Origin of the sequence: Streptomyces sp. NPDC020780 (genome assembly GCF_044334475.1) — a bacterium.
Classification (GTDB): Bacteria; Actinomycetota; Actinomycetes; order Streptomycetales; family Streptomycetaceae; genus Streptomyces.
Map to the genome: position 1 here is coordinate 155,909 of NZ_JBIRTB010000013.1, position 16,422 is coordinate 172,330.

Consider the following 16,422-nt stretch of genomic DNA (forward strand, 5'->3'; position numbering starts at 1 on the left):
GGGCGCCCCTCCTTCACGCGTCGTACGCTTCGCCGGCGCGTCAGCCCGCGAGCTGCTTCTTCACCATGGCGGCCACCCGGCCACCCTCGGCGAGTCCCGCCACCTTCGGGCCGACGATCTTCATGACGGCGCCCATGGCCCGCGGCCCCTCGGCCCCGGCGGCCTTGGCCTCCGCGACGGCCTGGCCCACGATCGCGGTGAGCTCGTCGTCGGAGAGCTGCTTGGGCAGGTAGGCGTCGAGCAGCTCGCCCTCCGCCCTCTCGCGTTCGGCCTGCTCGGTCCGGCCGCCCTGCGCGAAGGCCTCGGCCGCCTCGCGGCGCTTCTTCGCCTCGCGGGCGATCACCTTCTGCACCTCGTCGTCGGAGAGCTCGCGCGCGGACGTACCGCTGACCTCTTCCTTGGTGATCGCGGTGAGGGTGAGCCGGAGGGTGGACGAGGTGAGCTCGTCACGCGCCTTCATGGCCGTGGTGAGGTCTTCCTTGAGCTTGGACTTGAGCGTGGTCATGCGGCGATTGTGACAGGTACGGGGCACCCGCCGCCCGTCTGTTTTCGTTCCGCCGCACCTGGTCTGCGACGATGGGCCCATGCGCGCACGCTACGGAGTACCCCTGAAAGTCACGGCAGTCGGCGCGGCGGTCGGCGCCGCAGGCCTCGTGTACGCGGCCGGGTTCGAGGCCCGCTCGTTCCGCCTCCGCCGGATCGCCGTTCCCGTACTCCCGCACGGGGCACGCCCGTTGCGCGTACTCCAGGTCTCCGACATCCATATGGTGAGCGGCCAGGGCAAGAAGCGGGCCTGGCTGCAGTCGCTGGCCGGACTGCGACCGGACTTCGTCGTGAACACCGGCGACAACCTCTCCGACCCGGAGGCCGTACCCGAGCTGCTGGACGCCTTGGGGCCGCTGATGGACTTCCCGGGGGTGTACGTCTTCGGCTCAAACGACTACTACGGCCCCCAGCTCCGCAACCCGGCCCGGTACCTCCTGGAGAAGGTCCAGGGCAAGCACGGCCTGAACGGGAACGCACCGGCGGTCGGCGCCGTACACAACCCGTGGCAGCCGATGCGGGACGCCTTCGACGAGGCGGGCTGGCTGAACCTCACCAACACCCGGGGCCGACTCGAGGCGGACGGGCTGGAGATCGCGTTCACCGGCCTGGACGACCCCCACATCAAGCGGGACCGCTATGCCGAGGTCTCCGGCGGCCCCGAGACGGGCGCCGATCTCTCCATCGGCGTGGTGCACGCCCCCTACCTCCGCACCCTGGACGCCTTCACCGCGGACGGCTACCCCCTGATCCTCGCCGGCCACACCCACGGCGGCCAGCTGTGCATCCCGTTCTACGGTGCCCTCGTCACCAACTGTGATCTGGACACGGACCGGGTGAAGGGGCTCTCCAGCCACACGGTCGGCGACAAGCGCGCCTACCTCCACGTCTCGGCGGGCTGCGGCACGAACCGCTACACCCCCGTCCGCTTCGCCTGCCCCCCGGAAGCGACACTGCTGACGCTGACGCCCCGCGGCTGACGGTCACCGGCACCGGGGGCCGGAGCCCGGAAAGCGGATTTCGCCTCCGGGCGCCGGTGGGCTAAAGTAATCGATGTCGCCGGGACAATCGGTGGACATCGGGGTGTAGCGCAGCTTGGCAGCGCGCTTCGTTCGGGACGAAGAGGTCGTGGGTTCAAATCCCGCCACCCCGACAGCTGAAACACCAGGTCAGGGGCCTGATTCACTGAGTGGATCAGGCCCCTGACCTGTTTCCGGAGATTGTCCGGGAGACGATCTTGGTCGGGGCCGGCAGGGGCGTGCCTGTGTCCCTGAAGGCCGCAGGGCACCGGCCCCGATCCGCGGTCCGCTGGCCGCACGGCAGAGGTGCCTGGGCCCGCGCAAGCCCGCTGTGCGCGTGGTCGCTGCCGATCGGCACGCTCGGGCGGTTCCGTCGGAGGAGGCGCCTTCGCGGTGGCCGTCACGGCCTCAGTGGTGCGGATCGGCGCATCTTGGTCAGGGTCGTGGAGCCGGGGAACGGGTGGGTGCGGCCGGCCACCAGGAGCGGCCACCTGCCGGCGGCGGCCGGTATCAGTATGCGAACACCGTGCCGCGCAGAACTCGGATCCGATGGGGCGCTGAGAGCTGTGGACGGCGTCCCTCCCTCGTGCGCCTCCCTCGTGCGCCCCGAATCGCCCACCTGGAAGACCGGACGTCCTTTTCGGGAACAGCCGGTCAGCTCTGGACGGTTGGAGCGACCGAGGGACCGGCGCCGTACGGGCGGGGATCACGGAGACCGCACGGTCGTCCGCCCCGCCAGTAGCCGGGCCCCGGGATCGCGGTGCGCCCGCCGCGCGTTCGGACCACGACATAGTTCTGCAGGAGGACTTCTCATGACTGACCGGCCTTTGACGCTCATGGCAGTACACGCCCACCCCGACGACGAGGCCACCGGAACCGGCGGGGTCCTCGCGCGGTACGCGGCGGAAGGCATCCGCACCGTTCTCGTGACGTGTACCGACGGCGGCTGCGGTGACGGACCGGGGGGCGTCAAGCCGGGCGATCCGGGGCACGATCCGGTGGCCGTCGCCTCGATGCGCCGAAAAGAACTCGAGGCGAGCTGTGACGTCCTGCAGATCAGCGACCTGGAGACGCTGGACTACGCCGACTCCGGGATGATGGGCTGGCCGAGCAACGACGCCCCTGGTTCCTTCTGGCGGACTCCCGTGGAGGAAGGTGCCGCCAGGCTCGCGGAACTGATGCGGCACTACCGGCCCGATGTGGTCGTCACCTACGACGAGAACGGCTTCTACGGTCACCCCGACCACATCCAGGCCCACCGCATCACGATGGCGGCGCTGGAGATGACCGACCTGACACCGAAGGTGTACTGGACGACGATGCCCCGCTCGATGATGCAGCGCTTCGGGGAGACCATGCGCGAGTTCCAGGAGGACATGCCGGAGCCGGACCCCGCCGAGGCCGCCGCGATGGCCGAGATCGGCCTCCCCGACGACGAGATCACCACGTGGGTGGACACCACCGCGTTCAGCGGTCAGAAGTTCGATGCGCTGGCCGCGCACGCCAGTCAGGGCGAGAACATCTTCTTCCTCAGGATGGGCAAGGAGAGGTTCGGCGAGCTGATGGGCACGGAGACCTTCGTACGGGTCAAGGACGCCACCGGCGCGGCCGTGCCCGAGAACGATCTCTTCTCCGGCCTGCGCTGATCCATCGTTGCCGGTGGCGCTGCCCGGGGCTCCCGCTGTGTGTTCAATGGGCGTAGATCCGGGGACGTCGGTGTCGTACACCGGGCGCCTGATCGAGGCGTTGCTGTCCGGAGCCTTCGGCGGAGACCGCCAGGTCCGGTGAGACCGCGCACTGCTGGGTGGTGCTGGATATGGAGAACTTCAGCTCCCGGCCCGATCCGATCCTGTGCTCCCCGCGGGCGGGAAGGTACGAGGTGCTCGGTGAGGCAGCCGCGCGGGCCTACTTGCGAGCCTCGGCCGAACGCCGCCGAGTACGTGACGACGGGGGGGCAGGGGCGGATAAGCGAGGCACCGTGACCGGTGCGGGCCCTTCGGGGCCCGTGCCGCGTCGGAACACCGGCAGCGATGTGGCGCCTTCGGGCGCCCGCACCGCTGCCCCACGGGTCGGGCAGATCAGGCGACAGCCGCCGGCGACCGCTCCGCGCCCGGGCGCATGACGTCGGCCCCCAGCCCCGAAGTCCCGAACGGCCCTCGCGAAGCGGCACATGGGGGCCGCGGGGCCTGGTTACGATATGTCTCGGCTCTGATGACTTAACCCCAGAAAGGGAACCCGCACCCATGCCGGCCGAGACATTCGAGTTCCAGGTAGAAGCGCGCCAGCTCCTGCAGATGATGATCCACTCGATCTACTCGAACAAGGACGTCTTTCTGCGCGAGCTCATTTCTAATTCTTCGGACGCGCTGGACAAGCTGCGACTGGAAACTCTCCGCGACGAAGCTCTCCAGGCCGATACCTCCGACCTACATATCGCCCTCGATGTGGACAAGGAGAAGCGGACGCTGACCGTCCGCGACAACGGCATCGGAATGTCGCACGAGGAGGTCGTCCAGCTGATCGGGACGATCGCGAACTCCGGGACGGCGAAGTTCCTGCAGGAATTGAAGGAGGCCAAGGACTCGGCGGCCTCCGAGGAACTCATCGGGCAGTTCGGTGTGGGTTTCTATTCGAGCTTCATGGTGGCAGACGAGGTCACGCTGCTCACCCGCCGCGCGGGTGAGACCACCGGCACGCGCTGGCAGTCCAGCGGTGAGGGGACGTACACCGTCGAATCCGTCGACGACGCCCCGCAGGGCACCTCGGTCACGCTGCGGCTGAAGCCGGAGGACACCGAGGACCAGCTCTTCGACTACACCTCTCCGTGGAAGCTCAGGGAGATCGTCAAGCGGTACTCCGACTTCATCACCTGGCCGATCCGCATGGAAGCCCCGGCCACGGGCGACGACGGCGCCGAGCCCGGGACCGAGACGGTCAACTCGATGAAGGCGTTGTGGGCACGGTCGAAGGACTCCGTGACCGATGAGGAGTACAGCGAGCTGTACAAGCACATCAGTCACGACTGGACCGACCCGCTCGAGACCATCCGCATGCAGGCGGAGGGCACCTTCGAATATCAGGCACTGCTCTTCCTGCCGTCGCACGCGCCGCAGGACCTGTTCATGCAGGGCCACAAGCGCGGGGTCCAGCTCTATGTGAAGCGCGTCTTCATCATGGACGACTGCGAAGCGCTCATGCCGACGTACCTGCGCTTCGTGAAGGGCGTCGTCGACGCGCAGGACCTTTCGCTGAACGTGTCCCGCGAGATTCTGCAGCAGGACCGTCAGATCGAACTGATGCGGCGCCGGCTGGTCAAGAAGGTGCTGTCGACGGTCAAGGACATGATGTCCTCGTCACCGGACAACTACCGGACGTTCTGGAAGGAATTCGGCCGGGTCCTCAAGGAAGGACTCCTGCAGGACTTCGAGAACCGTGACGCGATCCTCGAGGTCTCCTCGTTCGCCTCGACGCAGGACGAGGAGGGGCTGACCACCCTGCGCTCGTACGTGGAGCGCATGAAGGAGGGCCAGGAGCAGATCTACTACATGACCGGTGAGTCGCGTGCCGCCATGGAGAGCTCGCCCCACATGGAGGCCTTCCGGGCCAAGGGCTTCGAGGTCCTCCTGCTCACCGACCCGGTCGACGAGGTGTGGGTCCAGTCCGTACCGGAGTTCGACGGCAAGCAGCTGCAGTCGATCGCCAAGGGCGAGGTCGATCTGGACACCGACGAGGAGAAGAAGGAGGTCGAGGCCGAGCGCGAGAAGCAGCAGCAGGAGTACGCCGGCCTGCTGACCTGGATGTCCGAGCAGCTGGGCGAGCACGTGAAGGAGGTGCGCCTCTCCTCACGGCTCACCGTCTCGCCCGCCTGCATCGTCTCGGACACCCACGACGTCACTCCCGCCCTGGAGAACATGTACCGCGCCATGGGCCAGGAGGTGCCGCAGATCAAGCGCATCCTGGAGCTCAACCCCTCCCACGCGCTGATCAGCGGACTGCGCAAGGCTCATGCCGAGCGCGGCGGGGAGGAGGGCGCCGCGGGCGAACTCGCCGAGACCGCTGAACTGGTGCACGGGCTCGCCCTCCTGTCGGACGGCGGCGAGCTGAGTGATCCTTCCCGCTTCAGCAGGCTGATGGCGGACCGGCTGGAGCGCACGCTGTAGGCCGGACCCCCCACGCAAAACCGCGGTCGCCGGGACTGAGGACTCCTGGCGGCCGCGGTCGTGTGCCCGGGGACGTACAGGACGGGTGCGCCGGGGCACCCACGAGGGAGGGCCCGGCCGCGCGCCGTGCGCGGTGAGGCCACGGTGGCGGGTGCCTGGACGGCGATCCGACGGGCCCTCAGGAGGCCGGGAAGCACCGCGCGCGGTCCGGGAGTTCGTCTGTTCGAGGCCTCGTCAGAGGTTTATCTACGCGCGGAGCTGTAACGCCCGAACGGTCATTCGGGCATATCAGACGACTTCCTTCGGAGCTATTACCGACGGGTACCGCGAGCTGCTACAAACGTGCTCGCCCCACGAACTCCCCACCCGTCCCCCACACTTCGAAGGGCTGACAGCCATGTCAGTACGCTCCTTCTGGGCCTCCCTCTCCACTCTCGCGATCGGAGCCGCGGCCGTACTCGGCCTCGCGCAGCCCGCCTCCGCGGCGGGCGGCAACTACGTCGCTCTCGGTGACTCCTACTCGTCGGGTGTCGGTGCCGGCAACTACACGTCCGAGAGCGGTGACTGCAAACGCAGCACCAACGCGTACCCGTACCTCTGGGCGGCGGCCAACTCGCCGTCGTCGTTCGCGTTCGTCGCCTGCTCGGGAGCGACGACGGCCGGCGTGGCCGGCGGTCAGCTGGGCGCGCTGAACTCCTCCACGACCCTCGTCAGCGTCACGGCGGGAGGCAACGACGTCGGGTTCGCGGACGTGATGCAGACCTGCGTCCTGCAGAGCGAGGCCACTTGCGTGAGCCGCGTCAACACAGCGATCTCGCAGATCCAGAACATGCTGCCGGGCAACCTCGACTCGCTCTACAACAGCATCCACGCGCGCTCCCCGCAGGCCCGGGTGGTGGTGCTGGGGTACCCCCGCTTCTACCAGCTCTCCGGCAGTTGCATCGCGGGACTCACGGAGAACGAGCGCGGCGCGATCAACAACGCCTCCGGGGTCCTGAACGGGGTGCTCGCCAAGCGGGCGGCCGACCACGGGTTCGCCTTCTCCAGCGTGGTGGACGAGTTCACCGGGCACGAGCTCTGTTCGGGAGACGCCTGGATCCACAGCGTGACCATTCCGGTCACCAACTCGTACCACCCGAAGGCGATCGGGCAGTCGAACGGATACCTGCCGGCGTTCCGTTCCGCGGTCTGACGCGCCTGGTCGGCTCTCGTGGTCCGGCTCCTGATCCGGACCACGGGAGCCGGGCCCGATCCGGGCCCGGCGATCCGGGCGGTGCCGTCCTGACCGTGTGCTGCTGACCGTGTGCTGCTGACCGTGTGGTGCTGACCGGACGGTCAGGACCATGTCGTCCGGTGTGTCGCGGACCTGGACCGGTCAGCCGCCGGTGGGCCGCGAAGCCTTGATCGAGTACAGCATCGGGATGCGCGGCCGGTCGGCCGGAAAGCGGTAGTAGCCGTCCGCGTGCCGCTCCAGGGCCCCGTACCGGGCGAAGAGCGTGACGTCGTGTTCGTGGAGGAAGTCGATCCGCAGCCCCGCCGCCGCCAGCGCGGAGACCACCTCACCGACCGGATGCTGCCATTCCACACTGCGGTTGTTGACGGTCACCGCGTCGCGGTCCGCGTACGTACCCGGCGTCTCGTCCACCCAGGGGTCCCGGCTGAAGTAGTCGTAGGTGACCGTCGAGCCGGTCGCGTCGTCCAGGCAGTCGGTCAGCGGATGGCACTCCACGAGGTAGAGGAATCCGCCGGGCGCGACCAGCGAAGCGGCGATCTCCGCCCAACGCTGCAGGTCCGGGAGCCAGTTAAGCGCGCCGATCCCGGTGTACACGATGTCGTACGCGGAGTCCGGCACGGCGTCGACCGCGTCGTACACGTCGGCGGCCACGAAGGCCGCCCGCTCCGGCCGCAGGCCCAGGGCGCCGGCCAGTCCGCGCGCCGTCTCGACGGCGGGCTCGGAGAAGTCGAGGCCGACGACGTGCGCGGCACCCCGCCGGGCCCACGAGAGGGTGTCGAGCCCGATGTGACACTGCAGGTGCAGCAGGGTCCGGCCGGTCACCTCGCCGACCTCCACGAGCTCGAAGTCACGCAGGGAGTCCTTGCCCGCACGGAAGGCGTCCAGGTCGTAGTAGTCACCGGCCGCGTGGATGGCCACGCGCTCGTCCCAGCGCGCACGGTTGGTCTCGTACCAGTCATCAGGCGTCGGTGCGTACATACCGGAAAGTTACCCACAGGGCGGTGGTGCCCGCCAGCAGTTATCCACAGGCCGCCCGGGGCCGGAGCCGCATCGGGTTGGATGGAGGCATGAGCAACACACAGAACGACGCGTCGAAACCGCAGCGGCAGCGGGGGGCCGCGGGAGACCCGCTGCCCGGCGGGGCCGAGCCGCCGGAGTGGGAGCAGCGCTTCCGGGCTGCCCGCGTCTCCCTGCCCGACTGGGCCGAGGACGCCCCCGACCGTGCGCTCTTCGTCTCCAACGCCACCGGGACGTACGAGCTGTACGCGTGGGACCGGGCGACGGGCACGCAGCGCCAGGCCACGGACCGGCCGAACGGCACCACCGACGGGGTGCTGACCCCGGACGGCGAGGCGGTCTGGTGGTTCGCCGACACCGACGGGGACGAGTTCGGGGTGTGGATGCGCCAGCCCTTCGGGGGTGGCGCCGACGAACCGGCCGTGCCCGGACTCGAGCCCTCCTACCCGGCTGGGCTGGCGCTCGGGCGGGACGGGACCGTGGTGGTCGGCCGGTCGACGGACGAGGACGGCACGACGGTCCACGTGGTGCGTGCCGGGGCGGATCCGGTCGAGATCTACCGGCACCGGGAGTCTGCGGGGGTGGGGGACCTGTCGCACGACGGCACGCTGATCGCCCTGGAGCACACGGAGCACGGCGACGCGATGCACTCCGCACTGCGGGTGGTGCGCCCGGACGGTTCGACGGTGGCCGAGCTGGACGACACCGAGGGCGGGACGAAGGAGCTGGGGCTGTCGGTGCTGGGCTTCGCCCCGGTGGCGGGGGACAGCCGGCTGCTCGTCGGGCATCAGCGCCGGGGGCGGTGGGAGCCGATGATCTGGGACCCGGTGGCGGGGACGCAGACGGATCTCGCGGTCGATCTGCCCGGGGACGTGGGCGGCGAGTGGTATCCGGACGGCTCGGCGCTGCTCCTCCACCACAGCTTCGAGGCCCGCAGCGAGCTGTGGCGGTACGAGCCGGGTGCGCCGGCACCGGTGCGGGTGGAGACCCCCGGCGGCACGGTCTCGGGTGCCACGGCCCGCCCCGACGGCACGGTGGAGTTCCTGTGGTCGTCGGCGGCGCAGCCGCCCGCCGTGCGGTCGACGTCGGGGGCCGTCGTCCTCGACCCGCCGGGAGCGAAGGCGCCCGCCTCGGTGCCGGTGCTGGACGCGTGGGTGGAGGGGCCCGGTGGCCGGATCCATGCCCTGGTGCAGACCCCGGTCACGGGTGACGGCCCGTTCCCGACAGTGTTCGAGATACACGGTGGGCCCACCTGGCACGACAGCGACGCCTTCGCGTCCGGCCCCGCTGCCTGGGTGGACCACGGCTTCGCCGTCGTACGGGTCAATTACCGCGGCTCGACCGGTTACGGCCGCGCGTGGACGGACGCGCTCAAGCACCGGGTCGGGCTGATCGAGCTGGAGGACATCGCGGCGGTGCGGGAGTGGGCCGTCACCTCGGGCCTCGCGGACCCGGCGCGGCTGGTCCTGGCGGGTGGGTCCTGGGGTGGGTATCTGACTCTGCTCGGGCTGGGCACGCAACCGGATTCCTGGGCGCTCGGGCTGGCCGCGGTCCCGGTCGCCGACTACGTCACGGCGTACCACGACGAGATGGAGGCGCTGAAGGCCATGGACCGTACGCTGCTGGGCGGCACACCGGAGGAGGTGCCGGAGCGTTTCGCCGCCTCGTCACCGCTGACGTATGTGGACGACGTGCGTGCCCCCGTCTACATCTCGGCGGGCGTCAACGACCCGCGCTGCCCGATCCGCCAGGTGGAGAACTACGTGGACCGGCTCGTCGCGCGCGGTGCCGTCCACGAGGTGTACCGGTACGACGCGGGCCACGGCTCACTCGTCGTCGAGGAAAGGATCAAGCAGGTCCGGCTGGAGCTGGACTTCGCGCTGAGGCACCTGGGCCAGGCGGAGGCTGCCTGAAGCCCGGCGGGGGCGGGCGGGTGCCCTGCGCCGCCCAGGGGCACCGGTGTGCCGGTCGGCCGGCCGTAAGGCGTGGATAAATGGGGCACCCCGCTCCGGACGTCCGGAGCGGGGAACCGTACCGTGGAGGGGTGTACCGGTTCCTGCTGACCCCGCGATGGTGGGCAATCAACCTCTTCGTCGTGCTGGCGATCCCGTTCTGCGTGTTCATGGGCACGTGGCAGCTCGGCCGCTTCGAGGACCGCGTGCAGTCGCACGAGGAGGCCGAGAAGCGGCCCGGCCCGGGCACCCGGGCCGCCGAGCCGCTCGACGAACTGCTGCCTGTGACGACGGAGACGTCCGGCCGCCCCGCCGTGGCTACGGGGCGGTACTCCGACCAGTTCCTGGTGCCGGGGCGTGAGTTGGACAACCGCAGCGGCTTCTACGTGCTGGATCTGCTGCGTACGGACAGCGGAAAGGCGCTGCCGGTCGTGCGGGGCTGGCTGCCCGGCACTCCGGGTGGCACGGAGGTGCCCGCGGCGCCGGCCGGCAAGGTCACGGTGACCGGCGCTCTGCAGGCCTCGGAGAACACCAGCAGCGACGGCGTCGACCTACGGGGCGGGCTGCCCGAGGGCCAGCTCGGTATGATCAGCGCCGCGTCACTGGTCAATCTCGTCCCGTACGACGTGTACGACGCCTGGGTCACCCTGACGGAGCCGGAGGCAGGCGGTACGGGCGGTGAGCTGCGGCCGGTGCCCGCCACGGCGGCCCAGGGCAGCGGGCTGGACCTCAAGGCGTTCCAGAACCTCGGCTACACGGGCGAGTGGTTCGTCTTCGCCGGCTTCGTGCTCTTCATGTGGTTCCGGCTCGTGCGCCGCGAGGCGGAGGCCGCGCGGGACGTGGAACTGGGGCTCGCGGCCGACGCCGACTGACGTCCGCCGACGGCGTGACCCGGCCTCGTCGTCGAACCCGGATCCCGCGCCCGGCGCACGCGCCGCACCGGCGCACGTGGCGCAACCTGGCGCACCCGGCGGGCAATGGCCGCGCCCGGGGCACCGGACAGGTGACCGGCCACACCCGGCGCCGTGGCGAGGACAGCCCCCGCCGTGGTGGCACCCGGCCCGGCTCCCCGGCAGGGTGGCAAGCCCGGCCCCCACCGTGGTCCCGGCGGGCCGTACGGCCCCCGCTGCATCGTTGCGGATACGCCCACGTCCTGGCCTGGCGGGCCGTATCGCCGCCCCCGTCGCCATTGCCGGGCACGGGGCCACGCGGGCACGTCCGCACCCGACCGGGCGGACACGTCCTCACCCCGCCCGGGACACGGAACGGGCGAGGAGCACCCGCACCGTTGCCGGTACGAGACCAGCGGGTACACCCGCACCCGAACGGGCGCGCCCCGGACCGGCGGATACGCCCACGCCCTGGCCCGGCGGGTCGTACCGCCGCCCCCGCACCGTTGCCGGGTAGGGGACCGGGCCCGCACGAACCGGGCGGATACGCCCACGCCCTGACCCGGCGGGGGCCGCACCGCGCCCCCGCCGCCGTTGCGGGTAGGCCCTCGCCCCGTAGCGGAGCGCGGAGCGGGCCGGGGGGACGCGTGCGCACCGCAGTGGGGATGCCCGCACCGAGCGGGGCACGTGCCGGGGCGAGGTAGGCCCGCGCCGTAGCCGGGTGCCGCCCGGGTCCGGTGCCGTCTCATGCCGAATGGGGCCGCGGTTACGCGGGGGGCAGCACGCCCGTGCGGTAGATGGTGCCGGAGCAGGCGTGCGTGATCGTGGTCTCCGCCGTCGGTGCCCCCGCCTCGGGGGTGTGCGTGACCGCTACGCTGCCGTCCGCAGGTTCCTCGTCCGCGCTGCCCAACTGCGGTGCCGTGTCCGTAGAGCCCGCAGGATTGTCCACGCTGCCGTCTCCGCCGCCGATGCTTCCTCCGGTGCCTCCGCCTGCGTCTCCGACCGTGGGCGTCGGGCTCGGCGAACCGCCGGTGGTCGGGCAGGTGTCCGACGGCACCCAGGCGAACCGCACCTCGTACGCCATCGCGGGCTTCAGGAGGACCGTTCCCGGCTCCAGCGACGGGTCGGGCAGCCCGGCCGCCGGGTCCCCGGCGGTGTGCTGGACCACGGTGATCTTCTGCCGGTCGGCAGCACCCGTCGTCCTGATGCCGACCGTGCCGTTACTGCTCACCGAGCAGTCCTTGCCCGACACGTTGGCGATCCGGAAGGTGCCGTACACCGTGCCGTTCGCGTCGGCCGTCTGCGATTCGGCGGACGCCACACCGAGTTGGCCGGCCTCGCACGGCGGCGTGTCCGCCGCGTGGACGTCCGGCTGGTCCTCGGTACCCGCGGGGCCGCTGCCCCGCGTCTCGGATCCGGCGTCCTGCGACGGAGCGGCGGACATACCGGATTTGTCCTTCCCGTCCTCGTTGCCGGGGTCGGCGGGGCCGGCCGTCTTCTCACCCACGGCGTCGGCACCGGTGTTCTCGCCGTTGCCGCCCTGAGCCTGCTGTTCGTGGCCGGCGATGGCGGGGTCGGCGGTCGCCGACCCGTCCGAGGTCGCCACGTGGACGAACGCCGGGATCGCCGTGCCGAGCAGCAGCGCGGCCGCCGCGGCACCCACCACCGCCTGCCGGCGCCGGGCGCGCCGCGCCGGCACCGCGCGGTGCAGATGCTCGAGCGTGCCGTCGCTGGGCTCCAGTCCCTGGACGGCGCCGCGCAGCATGCGGCGCAGCGCGACCTCGTCGGAGTCCGCGCCGCCCTCTCCGCCGTCCACGCGCCGGGCGCCCGCCCCACCGCCCGTCCCGTCTCCGAAGAGCGCGGTGAGCGTGGAGCCGCCACCGCCCGGTGCGCAGTCGGCCGGCCCGGTCCCGAGCCGGCCCGCGGCTCCTCGCCTCCCCGCCACGCCACCGGGCACGTCGGGGGCAACTCCCCTACCGACGAAGGCTGCTGCAGCGTCGTCCGCACCGGCCGTGGCCGAGGGGACGGTCACCCCACCGGATGTGGCCGAGGGGGCGGCCTCCGCGCCGTCGGCCGCGCCGACGCCCTGCTCGTGTGCGCCGTCCTGCGCCGGATCGGTGTTCGGTGTGCTCTCCGGCCCGTGGTTCACAGTGTCGTTTCCAGTCCGGTCATCGTCATGCCTGTGTTCGGCCCCGCTCATGCCTGCGCCTCCATCACGACGCGCAGCGCCGCGATCCCCCGGGAGCCGTATGCCTTCACCGAACCGAGCGATATCCCCAGCGTCTCGGCGACCTGAGTCTCCGTCATGTCCGAGAAGTACCGCAGCACCAACACCTCGCGCTGGCGGCGCTGGAGCCCCTTCATCGCCTTGATCAGCGCGTCCCGCTCCAGTTGGTCGTACGCCCCTTCCTCGGCGCTCGCCATGTCGGGCATCGGCTTGGAGAGCAGCTTGAGACCGAGGATGCGGCGGCGCAGCGCGGACCGGGAGAGGTTGACCACGGTCTGGCGGAGGTAGGCGAGGGTCTTCTCCGGGTCGCGCACCCGGTTGCGCGCCGAGTGGACCCGGATGAACGCCTCCTGCACCACGTCCTCGCAGGACGCGGTGTCGTCCAGCAGCAGTGCCGCGAGGCCCAACAGCGAGCGGTAGTGGGCTCGGTAGGTCTCGGTGAGATGGTCGACCGTGGTTCCTGCCGCCACGGTGCCCTCAGCGCCCTCGCGCTGCGAGGGCAGCCGCGCGGCCCGCGCAGCGGGCACGGGCGCGATCACCGGCATACCACCGGCCGCGCGGGGCCTCCGGAGCGGGCGCACGGAAGCGCCTCGCAACGGGCCCGCCACTGTGATGTCGAGAACCTCTGCCACGCCAGTTGGACACGCTGCCCCCCGTCAGGGTTGTACGCGTACGGCACCTCGTTCGATGCTGTGCGACATGCCCTCATTCGTACCTGCTCTTCCCCGAATACCCCGATAACGCAACCGGCCACGCAAGAAGTGACGGCATAGACGCGCCGCACCCGACGAGCGGTTGCAGGGGGTCAGGAGATCATCGTCGGATATGACGACGACCCAGCTCAAGAGGTTCAGACCTGCCAGTTGCTCACCGGGCGCTCACAGATCCTACAAAACAGGTTCGATCACATCTGCGGAAATTCCCGGGCCACGGATTCCGCGATCTGCGCGACATTGAGAGCTGCGCCTTTTCGCAGATTATCTCCGCAGATGAACATCTCGACGGCTTTCGGGTCGTCCATCGACTGCCGTACCCGCCCCACCCAGGTCGGATCGGTGCCCACCACGTCGGACGGCGTGGGGAACTCACCGGCCGCCGGTCTGTCGAAGAGCACCACCCCGGGTGCGGTCGCCAGGACCTCGTGCGCGCGGTCCACCGCCACCTCGTTCTCGAAGCGGGCGTGCACGGACATGGAGTGCGTCGCGACGACGGGTACGTAGACGCAGGTCGCCGTGACCTTCAGGGCGGGCAGGCCCAAGACCTTCCGGCACTCCGCCCGGATCGCCAGTTCCTCGGACGACCACCCGTCCCCGGCGTCCTGGCCGGCCCAGGGCACGACGTTGAGCGCCACGGGCGCGGCGAAGGGACTCCTGTCGCCGCCGTAGCCGCCCAGCACCCGCCGTATGTCCCCGGGGCGCGTGCCCAGCTCCGTGCCGGCCACCAGCGAGAGCTGCTCGCGGAGCGCGGCGACGCCGTCACGGCCCTCGGCGCTCACCGCCTGGTAGGAGGAGACGATCAGCTCACGGAGCCCGAACTCCGCGTGCAACGCCCCTACCGCGACGATCAGCGACAGCGTGGTACTGCTCGGGGAAGCGACGATGCCGCGGGGCCTGAGCCGCGCGGCATGGGGGTTGACCTCGGGGACGACCAAGGGCACGTCCTCGTCCAGCCGGAACGCCGCCGAGTCGTCCACGACCACGGCGCCCGCCGCGGCGGCGACCGGTCCCCACTGCGCGGACACCTCGTCCGGCACCAGGAACAGGGCCACGTCCACCCCGTCGAACACGTCCTCGGCGAGCGCGAGGACCTCGGTCTCCTCGCCGCGTACGGCCAGCTTGCCGCCGGCCGCACGCGGGGAGGAGATCAGTCTGACCTCGCCCCAGACGTCCGCGTGCTGGGAGAGGATCTGGAGCATGACGCCGCCGATCGCCCCGGTCGCTCCGACGACCGCGAGCGCAGGGCGGCGCCGCGTCATCGGCCGGTGCCCCCGTAGACGACGGCCTCGTCGGAGTCGCTGTCGAGGCCGAAGGCGGTGTGCACGGCACGCACGGCCTCGTTGACGTCGTCGACACGGGTGACGACGGAGATGCGGATCTCGGACGTCGAGATCAGCTCGATGTTCACACCGACGTCGGACAGCGCCTCGAAGAAGCCCGCCGTGACACCGGGGTTGGTCTTCATGCCCGCGCCGACCAGGGAGATCTTCGCGATCTGGTCGTCGTAGCGCAGCGACTCGAAGCCGATGCCGGCGCGGTTGCGCTCCAGGGCGTCGATCGCCTTGCGCCCCTCCGACTTGGGGAGCGTGAAGGTGATGTCGGTGAGACCGGTCGAGGCGGCGGAGACGTTCTGCACCACCATGTCCATGTTGATCTCGGCGTCCGCGATCGCACGGAAGATCGCGGCGGCCTCGCCCGGCTTGTCGGGCACGCCGACGACCGTGACCTTGGCCTCGGAGACGTCGTGGGCGACTCCGGAGATGATGGCGTGCTCCACCTGCTGGTCCCCTTGCGGCTCGTTGCTGACCCAGGTGCCGCGCAGTCCGGAGAAGGACGAGCGGACGTGGATCGGGATGTTGTATCGGCGTGCGTACTCGACGCAGCGGTGCAGCAGCACCTTGGAGCCGGACGCGGCCAGCTCCAGCATGTCCTCGAAGGAGATCCAGTCGATCTTCCGGGCCTTCTTGACGACCCGGGGGTCGGCGGTGAAGACACCGTCCACGTCGGTGTAGATCTCACAGACCTCGGCGTCCAGCGCGGCCGCCAGCGCGACGGCGGTGGTGTCGGACCCGCCGCGGCCGAGGGTGGTGATGTTCTTGCCCTCCTGGCTCACGCCCTGGAAACCGGCGACGATGGCGATGTTGCCCTCGTCGATCGAGGTCCGGATGCGGCCGGGCGTGACATCGATGATGCGCGCTTTGTTGTGGACCGAGTCGGTGATGACACCGGCCTGGCTGCCCGTGAACGACTGGGCCTCGTGGCCCAGGTTCTTGATCGCCATGGCCAGCAGCGCCATGGAGATCCGCTCTCCCGCGGTCAGCAGCATGTCGAACTCACGCCCGGCAGGCATCGGGGATACCTGCTCGGCGAGATCGATCAGCTCGTCCGTCGTGTCGCCCATCGCTGACACCACGACAACCACTTGGTTGCCGTTCTTCTTGGCATCGACGATTCGCTTGGCGACGCGCTTGATGCCCTCGGCATCGGCTACGGAGGAGCCTCCGTACTTCTGCACGACAAGGCCCACGTGCGCTCCTCGCTCAATAATGGTGCGGTCGGCTCAGTCTAACGAGCAGCCCGGAATCGACCCGTCTATACCAGATGGTGAGATGTCCCGCCCACCACCTGGCCCGGCGTGTCGCACCGAACTGCTCGTAGCGTGGT

The 16,422-nt window shown here is 70.5% G+C and carries 12 protein-coding genes and 1 tRNA gene; 7 read left to right on the forward strand and 6 right to left on the reverse strand.

The window, feature by feature from the left end; all coding sequences use genetic code 11:
- Positions 1 to 40 precede the first annotated feature (40 nt).
- Entirely contained in the window at positions 41 to 505 is a 465-nt protein-coding gene (locus tag ACH4VO_RS24555) for a GatB/YqeY domain-containing protein (RefSeq protein WP_360991352.1), read from the reverse strand.
- A gap of 79 nt (positions 506 to 584) precedes the next feature.
- Here ACH4VO_RS24555 and ACH4VO_RS24560 point away from each other — a divergent pair, with 79 nt between their 5' ends.
- From ACH4VO_RS24560 to ACH4VO_RS24580, 5 genes are all read left to right on the forward strand, one after another.
- On the forward strand, positions 585 to 1,523 hold the full coding sequence (locus ACH4VO_RS24560) for a metallophosphoesterase (RefSeq protein WP_360991354.1): 939 nt from the start codon (positions 585 to 587) through the stop codon (positions 1,521 to 1,523).
- A gap of 99 nt (positions 1,524 to 1,622) precedes the next feature.
- A tRNA-Pro gene (locus ACH4VO_RS24565) sits at positions 1,623 to 1,696 on the forward strand.
- Between the two features lie 678 nt (positions 1,697 to 2,374).
- A complete protein-coding gene (locus tag ACH4VO_RS24570) occupies positions 2,375 to 3,208 on the forward strand; it encodes a PIG-L family deacetylase (RefSeq protein ID WP_360991357.1) in 834 nt (277 codons plus the stop codon).
- 597 nt (positions 3,209 to 3,805) lie between these two features.
- The gene (htpG, locus tag ACH4VO_RS24575) at positions 3,806 to 5,722 is read left to right on the forward strand and encodes a molecular chaperone HtpG (protein WP_360991360.1); all 1,917 of its coding nucleotides are present in this window, start codon (positions 3,806 to 3,808) and stop codon (positions 5,720 to 5,722) included.
- Between the two features lie 397 nt (positions 5,723 to 6,119).
- Positions 6,120 to 6,914, forward strand: a complete 795-nt coding sequence (locus tag ACH4VO_RS24580) for an SGNH/GDSL hydrolase family protein (RefSeq protein ID WP_360991363.1) — start codon at positions 6,120 to 6,122, stop codon at positions 6,912 to 6,914.
- Positions 6,915 to 7,097: 183 nt separating this feature from the next.
- Here the strand turns inward: ACH4VO_RS24580 and ACH4VO_RS24585 are convergent, their stop codons facing one another.
- Positions 7,098 to 7,934, reverse strand: a complete 837-nt coding sequence (locus ACH4VO_RS24585; RefSeq protein WP_360991365.1) for a class I SAM-dependent methyltransferase — start codon at positions 7,932 to 7,934, stop codon at positions 7,098 to 7,100.
- 89 nt (positions 7,935 to 8,023) lie between these two features.
- Here ACH4VO_RS24585 and ACH4VO_RS24590 point away from each other — a divergent pair, with 89 nt between their 5' ends.
- On the forward strand, positions 8,024 to 9,886 hold the full coding sequence (locus tag ACH4VO_RS24590) for a prolyl oligopeptidase family serine peptidase (RefSeq protein ID WP_360991368.1): 1,863 nt from the start codon (positions 8,024 to 8,026) through the stop codon (positions 9,884 to 9,886).
- A 131-nt stretch (positions 9,887 to 10,017) separates the two neighbouring features.
- The gene (locus ACH4VO_RS24595) at positions 10,018 to 10,797 is read left to right on the forward strand and encodes an SURF1 family protein (protein WP_360991370.1); all 780 of its coding nucleotides are present in this window, start codon (positions 10,018 to 10,020) and stop codon (positions 10,795 to 10,797) included.
- A gap of 784 nt (positions 10,798 to 11,581) precedes the next feature.
- Here ACH4VO_RS24595 and ACH4VO_RS24600 read toward each other — a convergent pair.
- The 4 genes from ACH4VO_RS24600 to ACH4VO_RS24615 form a co-directional block, all read right to left on the reverse strand.
- Complete coding sequence (locus ACH4VO_RS24600) at positions 11,582 to 13,015, reverse strand: hypothetical protein (protein WP_360991372.1); 1,434 nt, start codon at positions 13,013 to 13,015, stop codon at positions 11,582 to 11,584.
- Positions 13,012 to 13,587, reverse strand: coding sequence for a SigE family RNA polymerase sigma factor (locus tag ACH4VO_RS24605; RefSeq protein ID WP_360991375.1), 576 nt, complete (start codon positions 13,585 to 13,587; stop codon positions 13,012 to 13,014). Before ACH4VO_RS24605 ends, ACH4VO_RS24600 begins: the two co-directional genes overlap by 4 nt.
- Positions 13,588 to 13,946: 359 nt before the next feature.
- Positions 13,947 to 15,017, reverse strand: coding sequence for an aspartate-semialdehyde dehydrogenase (locus tag ACH4VO_RS24610; RefSeq protein WP_360991378.1), 1,071 nt, complete (start codon positions 15,015 to 15,017; stop codon positions 13,947 to 13,949).
- Positions 15,014 to 16,285 carry an aspartate kinase gene (locus tag ACH4VO_RS24615; protein ID WP_360991381.1) on the reverse strand — a complete coding sequence of 424 codons (1,272 nt, stop codon included), beginning with the start codon at positions 16,283 to 16,285 and terminating at the stop codon, positions 15,014 to 15,016. The genes ACH4VO_RS24610 and ACH4VO_RS24615 overlap by 4 nt, the downstream gene beginning before the upstream one ends.
- Between the last annotated feature and the right edge of the window lie 137 nt (positions 16,286 to 16,422).